The sequence below is a fragment of the Maribacter chungangensis genome, from assembly GCF_042676845.1.
Classification (GTDB): Bacteria; Bacteroidota; Bacteroidia; order Flavobacteriales; family Flavobacteriaceae; genus Maribacter; species Maribacter chungangensis.
In genome coordinates, this window is sequence record NZ_JBHTHY010000014.1 from 384555 (window position 1) to 400624 (window position 16070).

Annotated in this window: 15 protein-coding genes; 7 read left to right on the forward strand and 8 right to left on the reverse strand. The window is 41.1% G+C overall.

The window, feature by feature from the left end:
• The first annotated feature begins 67 nt into the window (after window positions 1-67).
• Window positions 68-538: an Lrp/AsnC ligand binding domain-containing protein gene (locus ACFQZJ_RS15865; RefSeq protein ID WP_379935856.1), complete on the forward strand. Its 471-nt coding sequence runs from the start codon at window positions 68-70 to the stop codon at window positions 536-538.
• Between the two features lie 86 nt (window positions 539-624).
• Here the strand turns inward: ACFQZJ_RS15865 and ACFQZJ_RS15870 are convergent, their stop codons facing one another.
• The 5 genes from ACFQZJ_RS15870 to ACFQZJ_RS15890 all read right to left on the reverse strand — a co-directional run bounded on the left by ACFQZJ_RS15870 (window position 625) and on the right by ACFQZJ_RS15890 (window position 6953).
• Window positions 625-1035: a GNAT family N-acetyltransferase gene (locus tag ACFQZJ_RS15870; RefSeq protein WP_379935857.1), complete on the reverse strand. Its 411-nt coding sequence runs from the start codon at window positions 1033-1035 to the stop codon at window positions 625-627.
• Between the two features lie 456 nt (window positions 1036-1491).
• Complete coding sequence (locus tag ACFQZJ_RS15875; RefSeq protein ID WP_379935858.1) at window positions 1492-2187, reverse strand: zinc metallopeptidase; 696 nt, start codon at window positions 2185-2187, stop codon at window positions 1492-1494.
• A 150-nt stretch (window positions 2188-2337) separates the two neighbouring features.
• Window positions 2338-3438: an alanine dehydrogenase gene (gene ald, locus ACFQZJ_RS15880; protein ID WP_379935859.1), complete on the reverse strand. Its 1101-nt coding sequence runs from the start codon at window positions 3436-3438 to the stop codon at window positions 2338-2340.
• Window positions 3439-3582: 144 nt separating this feature from the next.
• On the reverse strand, window positions 3583-3837 hold the full coding sequence (locus tag ACFQZJ_RS15885; protein ID WP_379935860.1) for a SemiSWEET family sugar transporter: 255 nt from the start codon (window positions 3835-3837) through the stop codon (window positions 3583-3585).
• A 104-nt stretch (window positions 3838-3941) separates the two neighbouring features.
• On the reverse strand, window positions 3942-6953 hold the full coding sequence (locus tag ACFQZJ_RS15890) for a leucine--tRNA ligase (protein WP_379935861.1): 3012 nt from the start codon (window positions 6951-6953) through the stop codon (window positions 3942-3944).
• A 191-nt stretch (window positions 6954-7144) separates the two neighbouring features.
• On the opposite strand from ACFQZJ_RS15890, the gene ACFQZJ_RS15895 reads away from it, so the two are divergent.
• The 6 genes from ACFQZJ_RS15895 to ACFQZJ_RS15920 all read left to right on the forward strand — a co-directional run bounded on the left by ACFQZJ_RS15895 (window position 7145) and on the right by ACFQZJ_RS15920 (window position 12817).
• A complete protein-coding gene (locus tag ACFQZJ_RS15895; RefSeq protein ID WP_379935862.1) occupies window positions 7145-9025 on the forward strand; it encodes a T9SS type B sorting domain-containing protein in 1881 nt (626 codons plus the stop codon).
• 127 nt (window positions 9026-9152) lie between these two features.
• Window positions 9153-10031: a cell division protein FtsX gene (locus ACFQZJ_RS15900; RefSeq protein ID WP_379935863.1), complete on the forward strand. Its 879-nt coding sequence runs from the start codon at window positions 9153-9155 to the stop codon at window positions 10029-10031.
• An 85-nt stretch (window positions 10032-10116) separates the two neighbouring features.
• Complete coding sequence (locus ACFQZJ_RS15905) at window positions 10117-10380, forward strand: DUF3098 domain-containing protein (protein ID WP_379935864.1); 264 nt, start codon at window positions 10117-10119, stop codon at window positions 10378-10380.
• Window positions 10381-11178 carry an undecaprenyl-diphosphate phosphatase gene (locus tag ACFQZJ_RS15910; RefSeq protein ID WP_379935865.1) on the forward strand — a complete coding sequence of 266 codons (798 nt, stop codon included), beginning with the start codon at window positions 10381-10383 and terminating at the stop codon, window positions 11176-11178. It abuts the gene before it with no gap.
• Between the two features lie 152 nt (window positions 11179-11330).
• Window positions 11331-12035, forward strand: coding sequence for a tRNA pseudouridine(55) synthase TruB (gene truB / locus ACFQZJ_RS15915; RefSeq protein WP_379935866.1), 705 nt, complete (start codon window positions 11331-11333; stop codon window positions 12033-12035).
• 53 nt (window positions 12036-12088) lie between these two features.
• A complete protein-coding gene (locus ACFQZJ_RS15920) occupies window positions 12089-12817 on the forward strand; it encodes an energy transducer TonB family protein (RefSeq protein ID WP_379935867.1) in 729 nt (242 codons plus the stop codon).
• Here the strand turns inward: ACFQZJ_RS15920 and ACFQZJ_RS15925 are convergent.
• The 3 genes from ACFQZJ_RS15925 to ACFQZJ_RS15935 all read right to left on the reverse strand — a co-directional run bounded on the left by ACFQZJ_RS15925 (window position 12800) and on the right by ACFQZJ_RS15935 (window position 16069).
• Window positions 12800-13411, reverse strand: coding sequence for a thioredoxin family protein (locus tag ACFQZJ_RS15925; RefSeq protein WP_379935868.1), 612 nt, complete (start codon window positions 13409-13411; stop codon window positions 12800-12802). The two genes, ACFQZJ_RS15920 and ACFQZJ_RS15925, sit on opposite strands and share 18 nt — an antisense overlap.
• Before the next feature lie 353 nt (window positions 13412-13764).
• Window positions 13765-14130, reverse strand: a complete 366-nt coding sequence (locus ACFQZJ_RS15930; RefSeq protein ID WP_379935869.1) for a hypothetical protein — start codon at window positions 14128-14130, stop codon at window positions 13765-13767.
• A 535-nt stretch (window positions 14131-14665) separates the two neighbouring features.
• Window positions 14666-16069: a TolC family protein gene (locus tag ACFQZJ_RS15935; protein WP_379935870.1), complete on the reverse strand. Its 1404-nt coding sequence runs from the start codon at window positions 16067-16069 to the stop codon at window positions 14666-14668.
• Window position 16070 lies beyond the last annotated feature (1 nt).

Consider the following 16070-nt stretch of genomic DNA (forward strand, 5'->3'; position numbering starts at 1 on the left):
TATTTTTTTTTGACTAACACTATTAGGGTATTTTAGCTATTTTTGATTTCAAATTGATATGTAAAAAATGAAATCACCTAATCAAAATGTCAAAATTGATGGGATAGACAAAAAAATCCTAAGATTTTTGATGGAGGATGCACGTAAACCGGTACTGGAAATTGCGCGAAGTATAGGGATATCCGGTGCCGCCATACACCAAAGATTACGAAAACTAGAAGCTTCCGGGCTTTTGGTAGGATCAAAATTTGTAATCAATCCCAAAGTTATGGGCTACACAACCATGGCCTATATTGGCATTTATCTGGACAAGGCCATGAGCAATCCAAGGGCTGTAAAACAGTTGGAAAAAATTCCGGAGGTACTGGAATGCCACTACACCACTGGCAACTGGTCTATCCTGATCAAAATCCTTTGTATGGACAACGAACATCTAATGCATGTACTGAACAAAGAGATCCAGCAGATAGAAGGCGTTTCCAGAACGGAGACCTTTATATCACTAGCTCAGCAAATTGATCGTCAAATTACGATCTAGCCCACAAATAGCATCAATTCGTGTGCATCTACATTGGGCCTTATTGTACCGTTTTCAATAAATCCCAGTTTTTTCAAAAGATGAACCTACCTTGTATTGGTTTCTAGGCAAATGGCAAATATTTTCTTGAATTTCAACTGATCTCTACCATATTCCATTATTGATTTGGTAGTTTCATAAGCATATCCTTGCCGTGCAAATTTCGGCAAAAAGGCAAACCCGATATCTGGATGTTCCAAATAGTCGCGTTGTAAGAACCCACATATACCTATAGGTTGGTTATTTGTTTTTAAACACACCTTTCGCATACCCAGTCCGCTTTCTGTATAGCCCTTCAACAAGGATTCATTTATATGTTTACCGGCTTTTTCTATGGAGTTAATCCCCTTATCGCCAATAAAGCTGATCCATTCTGGGGCGTTCATCAAATCGAAGATAAAACCGGCATCTTCAATTTTTAGGTCCCCCACAAATAATCGTTCTGTCTCTAAATACATCGTGTCGACTTAAACCCAAAATATGAATTAGAAAACTATTACAGTTCCAAGCTACTGCGAATGCTACCGCTGTGCTACTTTTTTCGATTTCACCATGGCGATGCTATAATAAATCGATGCAAGCCCAGGATTCATAGTATCTCGAAACTCCATAACGAGGTTTCAATACATAATTTGGCTAAAAATAAAAAAACCTGTTACGCTCTCGGCAACAGGTTTACTATTTGAAGTCATTTAAACTTTTTCCGTTAGCTAAAAAAATGCTCTTTTTCGCCGCGGGCTGCAGCTGGCTCCTCATTCAAAAGCCAAATTGTTGGCTTTTGTTTCGGCCCTGTCTTTTTTTCTTTCCATAGCTATGCCATGCAACTCAAAAAAGCCTTCAAATGGTCATAAAATTTCTAATTTTCGCTTGAACGCGAAAAGTTTAAACCACTTCTTTTCCTTACTTTAGAAAAACTAGTCCCTTCCGCCAAATACCTGAAGACCCCAATAAACCAAAGTAGCCAAGGAACCGATAGCGGCAACCAAATAGGTTCTTGCGGCCCATTTAAGAGCATCCTCCGAACCTTTATACTCTTCTCGAGTAACAATATTCCTATCTTTTAACCATGCCAACGCCCTGTTACTGGCATCATACTCCACCGGCAAGGTTACAAAACTGAACAGGGTGGCGAAACCCATCATTACCAAACCGGCAACTGCAACGTAATATCCTAAACCAACTCCTGCAGCAGCCCCGAGTGCGAGACCCCCAAAAACTACCCAAGTAGACATACTGGATGTGACGCTTACTATAGGCACTAATTTGGAACGCATACCTAACCACTCGTAAGCAGTGGCGTGTTGTACGGCGTGCCCTACTTCGTGCGCGGCAACAGCTGCTGCCGAAGCATTTCTTTGGTTATAAACCCCCTCACTTAGGTTTACCGTTTTATTCTTTGGATTGTAATGGTCGGTCAACATCCCTGGTGTAGACACCACCTGCACATCCCTGATTCCATGGTCGTCCAACATTTTTTGTGCTATCTCGGCACCACTCATTCCATTTTGTAGGTGAACTTTTGAATAATGCTTAAACTTACTTTTGAGTCGGCTACTTACCAACCAGCTTACCAAAGCAATACCACCTATCAATATATAATATCCCATCATAACGTTTCAACTATTTAAATTCAAAATAAATATAAGTAAAGATTCCGATTTACAAACGAAATCCTGCTCTTGCAAAGCAAAAACCCCGCCAAACCCTTTTTACGTTACAAAAGGGCTGGAGAGGTCTAAATATACTGACAAAATGTACTTTTACGAGAGAACTTCTTCCCAGCTAAAAGCCTCTATGATTTCTTGATATACCACTTTACCGGATACAATATTAAGTCCCTTCTTTAAGCTGGCATCCTTTTCACATGCTTTTTCCCAGCCCAAATTTGCCAAACGTACCGCATAGGGCAAGGTCACGTTAGTCAAGGCTACCGTAGAGGTATAGGGTACCGCCCCGGGCATATTGGCAACCGAATAATGTACGACATCATCTATAATATAAATAGGGTCTTCGTGGGTCGTGGGCTTTGTGGTTTCTACGCATCCGCCTTGGTCTACCGCCACATCAACGATCACCGTTCCGGGCCGCATCTCTTTTAGCATATCCCTCGTAATCAAGTTCGGTGCTTTTTTACCTTTCAATAAAACGCCGCCAATAATAAGGTCATGAGTTTTTATATGTTTTCTGATGTTGTATTCGTTAGAGAATTCGGTAACTACATGGGGCGGCATTACATCGTTTGCATATCGCAATCGTTTCATATTAATGTCCATGATCGTAACGTGGGCACCCAAACCTGCTGCCATTTTAGCAGCTTGTATGCCAACTACACCGGCTCCCAGTACTAAAACCCTTCCCGGTGCAACACCGGGAACACCGCCTAACAGCACACCACGTCCTTTAACGGGTTTTTCCAAATATTTTGCGCCTTGCTGAATCGCCATTCTCCCGGCGACCTCGGACATTGGAGTTAATAGGGGCAAGGTTCCTTCCTCATCCTCTACAGTTTCATAAGCAATACAAATGGCCTTTTGTTTGATCATGGCCTTGGTAAGCGGTTCGCTAGACGCAAAATGGAAGTAAGTAAACAATATCTGCCCTTCTTTGATCAAGTCATATTCCTCAGCAATAGGTTCCTTTACTTTTACGATCATCTCGGCGATAGCATACACTTCCTGTATCGTTTCCAAGACGGATGCACCAACCTGTTGGTAATCCGCATCAAAAAAACCACTGCCCTCCCCTGCTCCGGACTGCACATATACGGTATGGTTGTTCTTTACCAATTCAAAAACTCCTGCAGGGGTCATCCCTACCCGACTTTCATTGTTCTTAATTTCTGTAGGAATACCAACGATCATTATTATATCATTTTAAATTATACAGCTAAGTTGTGATAATTAATGTTATAATAAAAAATTACTCGGTAAAATACAGGGGTTATTAGTTTAATTATTATTTATTTTAACATATACCCCCTAAATATCAAGGGGTATGTATTATAATTATCTATATTTCATTTTCATTAAAAGCATTAGAAACAGAAGAACTGCCGTAATGGAATTTGCAAGGATAATTGGAAAACTAGCAATACGAACACCATAAAAAAGCCACAATAAAGTACCCGTTAACAACACCATATACATCACAAGGGAAATATCCCTTGTGGATTTGTGCACCCAAGTTTTATACACTTGGGGCAAAAATGCAGCCGTCGTTAATGTGGCAGCTACCAGACCAATTAGCTCTGTGGTTTGCATATATTTATTTGGTTTTACCTAAACGTGAACCTCATCCTACTTTTATTTACCACATAATGATCAGCTATGGCAATCCTTAACCAAGTCCAACAAATCAACTATGCCTAACCCACAATATTCACAATCTTACCTGGTACTACAATCACCTTTTTAGGGGTTCTGCCCTGCAATTGCTCCTTGGTCTTTTCATGCGCCATAACTACGGCCTCTATTTCATCTTTAGATAAGTCCAAGGATAATTTCAGCTTAAAGCGCATTTTACCGTTAAAGGAAATAGGGTATTCCTTGTTACGCTCTACCAAATAGCTAGATTCGAATTTTGGGAAAGGAGCGGTGGAAATAGATTCCCTATGCCCTAGTTTTTCCCAAAGTTCCTCTGCGATATGGGGCGCATAGGGCGATACCAAAATAGCAAGCGGTTCCAGAATAGCACGACTTGTACATTTTTGGCTCGATAGCTCGTTCACACAAATCATAAAGGTAGAAACCGAAGTGTTAAAGCTAAAATTCTCGATATCCTCTTCCACTTTTTTGATGGTTTTATGCAGTGTCTTTAGGCTCTCTGCGGATGGCCCACTCAGACCGACCTCCCCCTCGCCCCCTCCCGAGGCCGGGGAATCGGTCACGAAAAATGTATTATCCGGTCCTGAATGATACAAACGCCATAATTTTTTTAAGAAGGAATGTGTTCCCGTAATACCTGCCGTGTTCCAAGGTTTTGATTGCTCCAAAGGCCCCAGGAACATCTCGTACAAGCGTAAACTGTCTGCCCCGTATTCCTCACATATAGCATCTGGATTCACGACGTTGTATTTGGATTTGGACATTTTTTCGACCTCGCGATGAACCGTAACCACATCTCTCTTTTGTTCCTCTTTTGAAACAATAAATTTTAAATAATCAAGGTTGAACTCTTTCATCCATCTACGAAATTCAGGAATATCAATTTCATTTGATGCGTTTACATATTTCACATCAACCCTAATCGGATTTAATTGAATTGCAGTTAAATCCTGACCTGTAAAACTTTGAATGAATTTTAAAGTTTCTAATCTACTACTTGGGTTATTATAATTTTTATAAACCGCATTAGAAACCATGAATTCCGGATATTCAACTATAGAATAAACAAAAGCACTTGTCCCCGTTATCATCCCTTGATTGATCAACTTCTTCGCAAACTCGTCTTTGGGCACTAAGCCTTTATCGAACATGAACTTTTGCCAAAAACGGGAGTACAACAAATGGCCCGTGGCGTGCTCGCTGCCGCCTATATATAAGTCCACATCCTGCCAATAGTTAATCGCCTCTTGGGAAAAGATCTCTTCGTCGTTATGGGGATCCATGTAGCGGTTAAAATACTGGGAACTTCCGGCCCAACCGGGCATGGTGTTCAGCTCCAAAGGCCCTCCCAACCTTTCTTCTGGGGAGGAATTATTGTATTCTTCCTCGGATACCACCTTTCCTTCATCGCCATATTGCAACCAATGCCATTCCTTGGCATTGCCTAAGGGCGGTTCACCGGTTTCGGTGGGTAAATACTTATCCACCTCCGGTAATTCCAAGGGTAGAAACTTTTGGTCGAGCATCTGCGGCATTCCATCGGCATCATAATATACCGGGAAAGGCTCTCCCCAATACCTTTGGCGACTAAAAACCGCATCGCGCAAGCGATAATTGATCTTGCCTTCTCCCTGTCCTAAGGCCTCCAATCGTTCAATGGCCAATGTACTGGCCTCTTTTTGTCCAAGGCCGTTCAAAAAATCGGAATTCGCGATGATTGTCTTATCCTTGTCAGCAAATGCTTCTTCCGAAATATCGACACCTTCAAAAATATTTGGGATCGGGATATTAAAATGTTTCGCAAAATCATAATCGCGCTGATCGCCGCAGGGAACGGACATGACCGCCCCTGTACCGTAACCGGCCAATACGTAATCGCCTATCCAAATAGGAATGGGTTCTTTGGTAAATGGATGTTCCGCATACGCCCCGGTAAAGGCACCGGTAATAGTCTTCACATCGGCCATACGATCTCGCTCGGAGCGTTTTGCCGTAGCTTCTACATAAGCCTCGACCTCGGCTTTTTGTGCATCCGTAGTTATTTGCGCCACCAATTCATGCTCTGGCGCTAATGTCATGAAGGAAACTCCGAAAATGGTATCGGGTCTCGTTGTAAACACATCAATACTATGTTGTACTGTTTTATTCTCAGCAAGCACATGGAACGTAACGCTAGCCCCCACCGATTTACCTATCCAATTCGTTTGCGAATCTTTAAGCGGCTGCGGCCAATCTATTTTGTCCAATCCATCCAATAAGCGTTGGGCATAGGCAGCGATCCGCATACTCCATTGCGTCATCTTCTTTCGGATGACCGGATGGCCGCCACGTTCGGAGACTCCGTTAACGATCTCATCATTGGCCAAAACGGTACCCAATGCCGGACACCAGTTTACTTCACTTTCGGCCAAATAGGTTAGCCTATATTTTAAAAGGATTTCTTGCTTTACTGTATCTGAATACGACTTCCAATCTACTGCTGTGAATTTTTCGATGGCATCATCACAAACGGCATTGACTTTACTATTTCCATCGGATTCGAACATGGAAATCAAAGTGGATATATCCTCTGCTTTATCCGTCTCTTTGTTGTACCAGGAGTTGAACAACTGAATAAAGATCCACTGTGTCCATTTGTAATATTTTGGGTCGGAGGTGCGTACTTCCCTGCTCCAATCAAAAGAAAATCCCAGTTGGTCCAATTGTCGCCTGTAGGTCTTGATATTTTCAGCAGTGGTTATAGCAGGGTGCTGTCCCGTTTGTATGGCATACTGCTCTGCCGGGAGGCCAAAAGAATCATACCCTTGCGGGTGCAGCACATTAAAGCCTTTATGCCTTTTGTAACGGGCATAAATATCACTGGCGATATAGCCCAAAGGATGACCTACATGAAGCCCTGCACCAGAGGGATACGGAAACATATCCAACACATAGTATTTAGGTTTTAAAGGCTCCCCTCCTTGAGAGGCATCGGGTGAGGAAGCCTTAAATGTTTGATTCTTGGCCCAATAGGTTTGCCATTTCTCTTCTATCGCATTAAAATCGTAGTTCATAGGATACCTGTATAAAACACTAAAATCATACCCGAGCCGTTTTGAAATAACGGTTACGCATGCCCTTATTTTGCGGGGCAAAAATAGGTGTAATCGATGAAAGTTAAAAAGATATTGGCGATTAACCTTTTTGGTTCGTACAATCGTTGCCCAAAGAAAACGTTATACCCTAAAACAGTATTTTTAGAAAGATGATCGTACGTTGCTCCAAACTCCTGTTTTTACTCTTCTGTTCTCTCGGATTTTTTACGAATGACCTTAGCGCGCAGCTTGGATTTTGCACTGGAAATTCGGGCACTCCGATCTTTACCGAGGATTTTGGCACCGGCCTCACCGATGGCCCTGCCTTGCCCATTGGAACCACTAATTATCTATTTACCACAGGTACGCCAGCAGATGGGGAATATACCATAAGTAGCACTACGGACTATTACGATTGGGCCAATGTTGCCGACCATACCCCAGGGGACACCAATGGACGGTCCTTGATCGTAAATGCAAGTTTTACCGCCGGTGAATTTTACAGGCGAACAGTGACAGGCCTTTGTGAGAATACAACTTACGAATTTTCTTCCTGGCTAATAAATTTACAACCAACGAATCCAGGTTGCGACGGTATTCCCATTCCCATAAATGTTAGGTTTCAAATTTGGGACGAAACGGATACCGATCTTCTTGCACAAGGAGATACGGGGAACATTCCCAATAGCAACAGTCCAGAATGGGAACAATACGCCCTTGTGTTCAAAACCTTACCGGGGCAGACCTCGGTTATTTTAAAAATGAGGAACAACGCCAACGGAGGCTGCGGAAATGACTTAGCTATAGATGATATTTCATTTAGCTCTTGTGGTGATACGATTACAATAACAGATGAACAAAATGAAACCGCACTTATTTCCTGCGAAGGGCAAGGCGGTATCACGGCCGAGTTAGAAGCTACACCAGATGGCACTATTTTCACCAATTTCGCCTATCAATGGCAAGAAAGCACCGACCAGTTAATCTGGACGGATATCCCAGGTGAAAACACTAGTAGATTGGTAACATCTCCAATAATTACCACCACTTATTTCAGGACAAAAGTAGCGGAAGACCCTGTAAATCTATCCAACGATCTTTGCAATGTCCTTTCAGATGTTTTTGAAATCGTAGTTATACCCACCCCACCACCCCCTGTTAGCAATGGCGATATAAGCCAATGTGAAAATGAGGAAACCCCCTTAACCGTTTCCGTTGCAGGAGACGCACGGGTCAACTGGTACGATGCCCCCACGGGAGGTACTCTTTTATTGGAAGACAGCCCTAGCTACAGGCCTGCTGCTACCGGAACCTACTATGCGGAAAGTGTTGCGGGAAGCATAGGCTGTATATCTACTCTTAGAACGCCCCTTACCTATACGGTAAACCAAATACCCCAAGTAACGGACGAAACAATAGAGATTTGTAACGGAAGTTCCGTTGTCCTTTCGGCTGATCTGGAAAACATGTCCTATGCATGGAGCACAGGAGAGACTACAGAAGAAATTTTGATAACCACTGCAGGGGAATACACGGTTGTTGTTACCAATTCCGAGGGCTGCTCCAATACTAAAACGATAACCGTGAGACCGGCAACACAGCCAATAATAAGCAATATAATATCTAACGGCGCGGACATTAGTATCGATTTGGAAAACGAAGGACAGTTTGAATTTGCATTGGGCAACGGCCCTTTTCAAACGAGCCCTGAGTTCTACGGAATTCAAGGAGGTCGCTATACCGTTAACATACGTTTTGGGAATAACTGCGGTATTATATCCCAAGAATTTATCCACTTGGTCATCCCTAAGTTCTTTACTCCCAACGCAGATGGGAATAACGATGTATTTATACCGCAAGGGCTGGAATTCTTTTCTTCCTTTGAGCTATCCATTTTTGACCGATTTGGACAACTGCTTAAAAACGCGGGGGCAGATAATCCTTCTTGGGACGGTACTTTTAACGGAGCCCAAATGCCCTCCGGTAATTACTGGTACCGCATACAGATTCAAGATACCGTACGTAACGGATATTTCGTTTTAAAGCGATAATACCATGTTTTACGATTACTGTAACGTTATAAACGCTCCACACCTTAAATAGCGAACCAATAGCAATGTTAATTGTTGTGGCCCGTTTCACATTACTTTCCTATTTTTACGGTACTTAAATGGTCCTATGAGCACTTCTTTTGAAAATTACCAGAAGCGAAAGCTTATCTCCTCCTATTTCTCGGTAGTACTAAGTATTGCTTTGGTACTCTTTTTATTGGGAATATTGGCACTTCTGGTTTTGAATACCAAAAAAATGGCAGACCGCTCCAAAGAGCAGATCACCATTTCTATATTCCTAAAAGAGAACGCTAAAGAAATAGAGGTGGAACAGCTACAGAAAACCTTGGCTATGTCCGACTACACAAAATCTGCCGTATATGTATCCAAAGAAGAAGCGGCCAAACAGCATAGTGAGGATATTGGGGAGGATTTTGTAGATTACCTTGGCTATAATCCTTTAAAGAATTCTATAGACGTAAACCTTAAGGCAGATTTTGTTACGGCCGAAAAAGTAACTGAAATTGCCGAGACCCTCTCTGAAAAAAGCTACGTAGAAGAAGTAAGCTACGATAAGGTATTGGTAGGCATGGTAGCCAAAAGTGTGGAGAAAATCAGTTTTTGGATATTGACCGCCAGCGCCATTTTTACCCTCATCGCCGTATTATTGATCAATAGTTCTATTCGCCTATCTATTTATTCCAAGCGTTTTGTAATTAAAACCATGCAAATGGTAGGCGCTACCAAAAGCTTCATCAGAAGGCCTTTCATTTGGCAAAATATAAAACTGGGCATGTTGGGAGCCCTCTTGGCCCTGATAGCGATCGGTGGTGTACTCTATTATGTGAATACCAATTTCCAAGACCTAGGACTTTTGGACGAACCTTATATTATTATAAGTCTGCTCGTCGGGGTTTTCGTATTGGGCATACTTATTTCCTTAACCAGCACTTATTTTGCCACACAGCGGTTTTTAAACCTTAGAACCGATGAACTTTATTATTGATAACTTCATGCCGGATATGAACCTATTTAATGGTTTTATTGGGTGACATCGATGTACTTATGACCAACTTTGCTAACTTTGTATTATGAGTAAGAAGAAACATATTCAGTCTGCCCCTAAACAAGAGTTTATTTTCCAAAAGAAAAATTATCTTTTCATGTTTATAGGGCTGGCGTTTATTACATTAGGTTTTATATTGATGAGTGGGGGCGGAACGGACGACCCCAATATCTTTAACCCTGAAATATTTAATTTTAGAAGAATCCGCTTAGCTCCTACTTTAGTGCTTATAGGCTTAGGAATAGAAGTGTACGCTATTTTGTTGAATCCGCATAAAACAAAAAGCTAATTGGAAATTTTAGATGCCATTATCCTGGGCATAATACAGGGATTAACAGAATTTTTACCTGTCTCCTCCAGTGGTCATTTAGAATTGGGGAAAGCCATTCTTGGAGATAACTCCGTACCCGAAGAAAGCCTACTGTTTACCGTAATACTGCATTTTGCAACTGCATTGAGTACCATTGTAGTTTTCAGAAAAGATGTATGGGAGATCCTAAGCGGGCTTTTACAGTTCAAATGGAACGAGGAAAGTCAGTTTTCCGTCAAAATAATCATCTCCATGCTCCCCGCTGTTTTTGTGGGCCTGTTTTTTGAAGAGCAGTTAGAAGCATTTTTTGGTGGCAATATTCGCTTTGTTGGCTTTATGCTGGTAATTACGGCCGTACTCCTATATTTTGCGGACAAGGCAAAGGATACGGATAAAAAAGTAAGTTTTAAAAATGCCTTTATCGTAGGAATTTCGCAAGCGATCGCTATGCTACCTGGAATTTCGCGAAGTGGCGCCACTATTTCAACATCGGTACTTTTGGGAGTAGATAAATCTAAAGCGGCGCGATTTTCTTTTTTAATGGTCGTGCCTTTGATCTTTGGCAAGATTGCCAAAGATCTGCTAAGTGGGGACCTTACTTCTAATGGAGAAAACAATATTGCTATGGGAGCCGGATTTATAGCGGCCTTTGTAGCCGGGCTAGCAGCATGTACATGGATGATAAAACTTGTACGTAAAAGCAAGTTAAGCTATTTTGCCATATACTGTTTGGTTGTAGGACTTATCGCCATTGTTTATGGTTTCATGAATCCATAGACTCTTTTCGAAATTAAAATAGTAAGGAAAAACGACATCTTTACAAGGAATCCAACCAATATTAGGATTTGATAATTAGGTTCTTGGAAACCCCCAAGATAAGATAGCCGGTTCGAATGAAGCACCACGAGAACTACATACCTAAAAAAAACGTGAAAACTAAAGAAGATTACTTAAGCGGTGAATTACTATTGATAGATAAGCCTTTACAGTGGACCTCCTTTCAGGCAGTAAATAAACTAAAATGGGTTTTAAAAAAACGCTTTGGTCTAAAAAAGATTAAAATAGGCCATGCCGGAACCTTAGACCCGCTCGCAACAGGTTTGCTTATGATATGTGTTGGCAAATTCACTAAAAAAATACACGAGTTCCAAGGACTCGAAAAAGAATATACCGGCACACTAATACTTGGTGCAACTACACCTTCATACGACCTGGAAACAGAAATAGACAATACGTTTACCATTGAACATATTACGGAAGAACTGGTACATAAAACCGCAAAAACCTTCATTGGCGAGCTAGATCAGGCCCCACCTATATTTTCCGCACTTAAAAAAGACGGAAAAAGACTATATGAATACGCGCGAGAAGGAAAACCTGTAACGATACAAACCAGAAAAGTTACCGTGACCGAATTTGAAATAACTGAAATTAAATTACCCACAATTCGTTTTCGTATCGTATGCAGTAAGGGAACCTATATCCGTTCTATCGCTCATGATTTTGGAAAAGCCTTGGTTTCCGGCGCCTATTTATCCTCTCTTAGGAGAACCAAAATAGGGGTTTACAACGTAGATAATGCCCTAGACCCAATGGTTTTTGAGGAAATAGTATTGAAAGAACTAGACTCCTAAGCCTTATGGCTTGGATTTTTGTACTATTTTCCAAATAAAGCAGTTATATATCCATGAACCTCAACAGGCAACAATTATCCCTTATAATTACCATTTTCTCCTTGGCAATTGTTGTATTGGTACTTTATTCGATTCAATTAGGTGGCAAGACCGAAAAGGACGAAGACTATGTAGTAGAAATGATCTTGGACGAGGAGCTACTGGAAGAAATACTTGCAGAAGAAAAAATTATTGAAGAAGAGTCCAAGGTCCAACAGGTAAAAAGCCATACAGCATTCAACGAAACGGCCAAACCCAGCTATGGCAATCCAGAACCCCTTAAAACATTAGAAGAAATTCTAGCGGAAAACACACCTTTTGCAGAAGGCTCCGCATCGGACGATTTAATGGCCGACTCGGAATATAGCACCAAAATAAAGGAACTTGCAAAAAAACGTGAAGAACAGAAACAACTTTTAGGCGAAAAAGAAGCCAAAAAAAAAGAGTTTACGGATTATTTGGCAGAACGAAGAACAACGATATCCTATTCCCTGTTAAACAGGAACAGTATTAAACTTCCTCCGCCCATATACACCTGTATAGAAGGGGGAAAAGTAGTAGTTAACATAGATGTAGACGCCAATGGCTATGTTACCGATGCCAGTTTCAATGCAAAAAGTTCCGGTACGTCCAACGGCTGTCTGGTAGAGAACGCTATCGCCTATGCGTTAAAAGCAAAATTTAGCAAAGCATCCAAACCAATACAAAAAGGAACCATAACGTATTTATTCCAAAGTAAGTAATTCCAGGAGCTCCTTTAAAATACTTTGCCCTTTATCCGTATTGTACCATACTTGTAGTTCTTCCTTAAACTCGGGCAATATAGAACCGTGCAAGGCCTTGTGGTCTTCTACCAGTTTTGTGGCGTTTTGGGAGCGAGGCCCCCAAGTTCCAAGTACTTTTTGGCTTGCGTTATCCATGACAATAAGTTTAGGGATAGACATACCACCATTGGTCAAGAATCTATTCATTAACGCCTCGTTCTCGTCCCTAATGATGATCCGCAAACTAATACCCGGATTAAGACTTGCTACTTTCTCCATAACCGGCAGGGCAGGTGAAGCGTCTCCACACCAACTTTCGGTCAAGACAAGCCATGTTTGGTTTCTAGTTGTCCCGAGAACAATTTTGGCGGCCGTCTCGTCTATCTTGAACATTTTGTCCCAACGTTTCATTCGTCGGTCATTCAACTTTGTATAGTTTGCCAAGTCATCTGTTTGCGTAGCACCGGTTGATTTGCCGTATTTGGCCAAATTGGCAACCAGTTCTCTATATTCCGTGTAGGAAATTGCTTTTGTCAGCGCTTCTTGTATTAACTCATCCGTAGATCTTGTCATAAAATTTGTTCTATACGTTTATGTGATTCGTACTTTTAAGTGCAATTTACGAACTTAATCAACGTTGTTTTGCAACTCCTGTTACATTGCACCAAGCCAGCGACCGAACACCCGTTTTATATATGCTCATTGTAACCCTAAATTGGATAATTATTTAAATTATTCTCTTGTAAGGAGCTCACCAATTTAATGGTAGCTGGAAATATTTTCCAGCAAAATCCTTATCTAACCTGCAAAGTGAAAGGCTGGGAGCTTACTTTTATACCTGTTGTACGTTTATCTATAAAGACAAAGTATCTAAAAAACTACTCATATAGGCCCAAAATGGTTGTGCTGCTATACTTTATACGCAGTTAAGCATCCAGCAACTCAAATGATTCGTGCGCCTTTTGAATTTCGGCATAAATATGCACCATATCCTGGGAGAAAAGCACATCTCCCTGCCTAGCCAAAACGGCATAGGACTCTCCATTTTTCATTTTTAAAATACTTCTTACGTATACTTCAAAACCTTCATAATCCAATAGGCCGTTTAAGTTATCCAAACTATGATCTTCAAAATTAAGCGAGGGGTAGATATACTGATAATATCGATTGGATGGCTTTCCAATTTTCAACTTATGCTCCGGTCTAATATCCTGCCATCTAACGTCCACTTTGCTCGACATATTTTCATTACCGATAAACTCTGGAAACAACACAGGTCTGCTCTTCTTCATACAATTTGTCTTTTTATATTTATTCTATAAATCGACTAGGTTGTTGGTCTAGTGTGCTGCACAAAAATACCTCACAAAATTTATTTCAATAGTAATAATCCGTTAAACAATAGTTAATATATCATATTTTCATAGTAAAACTATCATATTGTGATATAATAATGGCAGAGCATTAAAAGAATCTATTTTTGGTACCTTATTTTTAAGATGAAATAAAGTGAAAAACGGGGCTATTATCCGATTGCCCCAAAGCCAAAAACCCAAAATTAAACGCAGTTATGACAACTATGGTTTCAAGCCTATAAAACCTTTTTCGGGTTACCAAATTGTAATTCTACTACATCACATCTGTTGGCTTCGGCTATTGCTATCCAAACCCAAGATACAAGCGATCCGCTCAACTAATGACTACAACAACCTACGTTACAAAACAAACTTTTCATAGCATCCAAACAGATGTAACCTATAGCTTTTGGTCACAGAACGCCGCCTACAATAGAAGCTATTAGTGTTTCTAGCGGATAAGCCAATATTTTTAAAGATTTTCCGGATTCACCGCCAAACTATTGAACAGTTTTGCCTTTGCCGCGTAGTACTTGTTCTGCACCAAGTTCTGTTTTAATACCGCATCTATAAGCTTGCTTTCCCTTGAGTTGATCAAGAACAGGGAACTCTCCCCAAAACTAAATTTTCTTTCCTCCGCAGCGAGTAACACCCTGTAGTTTATAACAATATCGTTTATTAGTACATTTTGGTCCTGAAAAGATTCCAACTCGTTATAAATAGCGTACACTTTATTACGAATCTCTATCTGGGCATTGTCATACTCAAATTCCGCATCTTGTAATTTAATCTTCGCCAACCGCAAATCGCCTCTTTCCTTTCGCAGAAACAGTGGTAACTGAAATGTAACCCCACCTTTGTACTCGTCCGTCACGAAAGAATTGATACGTTCTGGGGATTCTGTCAAAAAATTATAGTCTACGTCTATCGTGGGCAATAATTTATTGGTCTTAAGGCGCTTATCTACTTGTAGGCCATCTATCTTAAAACCTAAGGACCTAAGTTTAGGGTGGTTGTCAATGGTAAAACTATCCAAGGGTTTACCTAAGATTTCCAATGTATTATCTATGTCGGCAGCAATATCCTCTTCCGGTATTACATTGTTCTGTAGCTCTAACGGAAGATTGTCGTTCAACCATAGAAAATTGGAAAGTTCCAAAGATTTATTCCTGAACCTTACCTTGGCCTGCTCCAGTTCCAAGGCCCTACTTTGGACGGCAATTTTGGCCTCAACGGTATCTATAGCCGCTATTTCTCCTACCAAAGCACTCTTTTTGATGCCTACAAACCTAATTTGCGCGTTGTTAAGAAAGTTAGCGAATACTTTGCTGTCCCTATACGCCTGTAACCAATCAAAATAGGTAAGGGAAGCATCGAACAGTATTTGGTTTACCAGGAGGTCGCGATCTGCCTTGGTCTGTTCCCTAAAAAACTTGGCTTGTTTTAAGGTAGCCATTCGTTCGTTGATCCAAGAACCACGTCCTAATGAAACGGAAACTCCCGCACTGTAAAGCCCATTGGTCGGAACAGTTTCCGCAGGATTCAAAAAATCGCCTTCGTTTTGTTCAAAATTTCCTTTTAGATCTATTCCATACCAAGTAGGAATCTTAAACGTTGCATTAAGTTCGTCATAGTATTCCGTTCCCTTAAACTCTTTACGGGCATAGTCTACCTCTATTTTTGGATCGAAGCCCCCACGGGACTTCATTAAATTCGCCTGCCCCATACCTATTGCCAATTCTGCCTGTTTGGCTATCGGATGATATTTTTTAACATACCCCAAATATTCGCTAAACTGCAGGACAATAGAATCCTGTGCGCAAAGCTTGGGCGCAATGGCCATGAAACAAATCACCAATACAACCAGGTTTCGCATC

Coding starts and splice junctions, on each gene's coding strand:
- ACFQZJ_RS15865 (WP_379935856.1), top strand. CDS start 68: ATGAAATCACCTAATCAAAATGTCAAAATTGATGGGATAGACAAAAAA.
- ACFQZJ_RS15870 (WP_379935857.1), bottom strand. CDS start 1,035: ATGTATTTAGAGACAGAACGATTATTTGTGGGGGACCTAAAAATTGAA.
- ACFQZJ_RS15875 (WP_379935858.1), bottom strand. CDS start 2,187: ATGATGGGATATTATATATTGATAGGTGGTATTGCTTTGGTAAGCTGG.
- ald (WP_379935859.1), bottom strand. CDS start 3,438: ATGATCGTTGGTATTCCTACAGAAATTAAGAACAATGAAAGTCGGGTA.
- ACFQZJ_RS15885 (WP_379935860.1), bottom strand. CDS start 3,837: ATGCAAACCACAGAGCTAATTGGTCTGGTAGCTGCCACATTAACGACG.
- ACFQZJ_RS15890 (WP_379935861.1), bottom strand. CDS start 6,953: ATGAACTACGATTTTAATGCGATAGAAGAGAAATGGCAAACCTATTGG.
- ACFQZJ_RS15895 (WP_379935862.1), top strand. CDS start 7,145: ATGATCGTACGTTGCTCCAAACTCCTGTTTTTACTCTTCTGTTCTCTC.
- ACFQZJ_RS15900 (WP_379935863.1), top strand. CDS start 9,153: ATGAGCACTTCTTTTGAAAATTACCAGAAGCGAAAGCTTATCTCCTCC.
- ACFQZJ_RS15905 (WP_379935864.1), top strand. CDS start 10,117: ATGAGTAAGAAGAAACATATTCAGTCTGCCCCTAAACAAGAGTTTATT.
- ACFQZJ_RS15920 (WP_379935867.1), top strand. CDS start 12,089: ATGAACCTCAACAGGCAACAATTATCCCTTATAATTACCATTTTCTCC.
- ACFQZJ_RS15925 (WP_379935868.1), bottom strand. CDS start 13,411: ATGACAAGATCTACGGATGAGTTAATACAAGAAGCGCTGACAAAAGCA.
- ACFQZJ_RS15930 (WP_379935869.1), bottom strand. CDS start 14,130: ATGAAGAAGAGCAGACCTGTGTTGTTTCCAGAGTTTATCGGTAATGAA.
- ACFQZJ_RS15935 (WP_379935870.1), bottom strand. CDS start 16,069: ATGCGAAACCTGGTTGTATTGGTGATTTGTTTCATGGCCATTGCGCCC.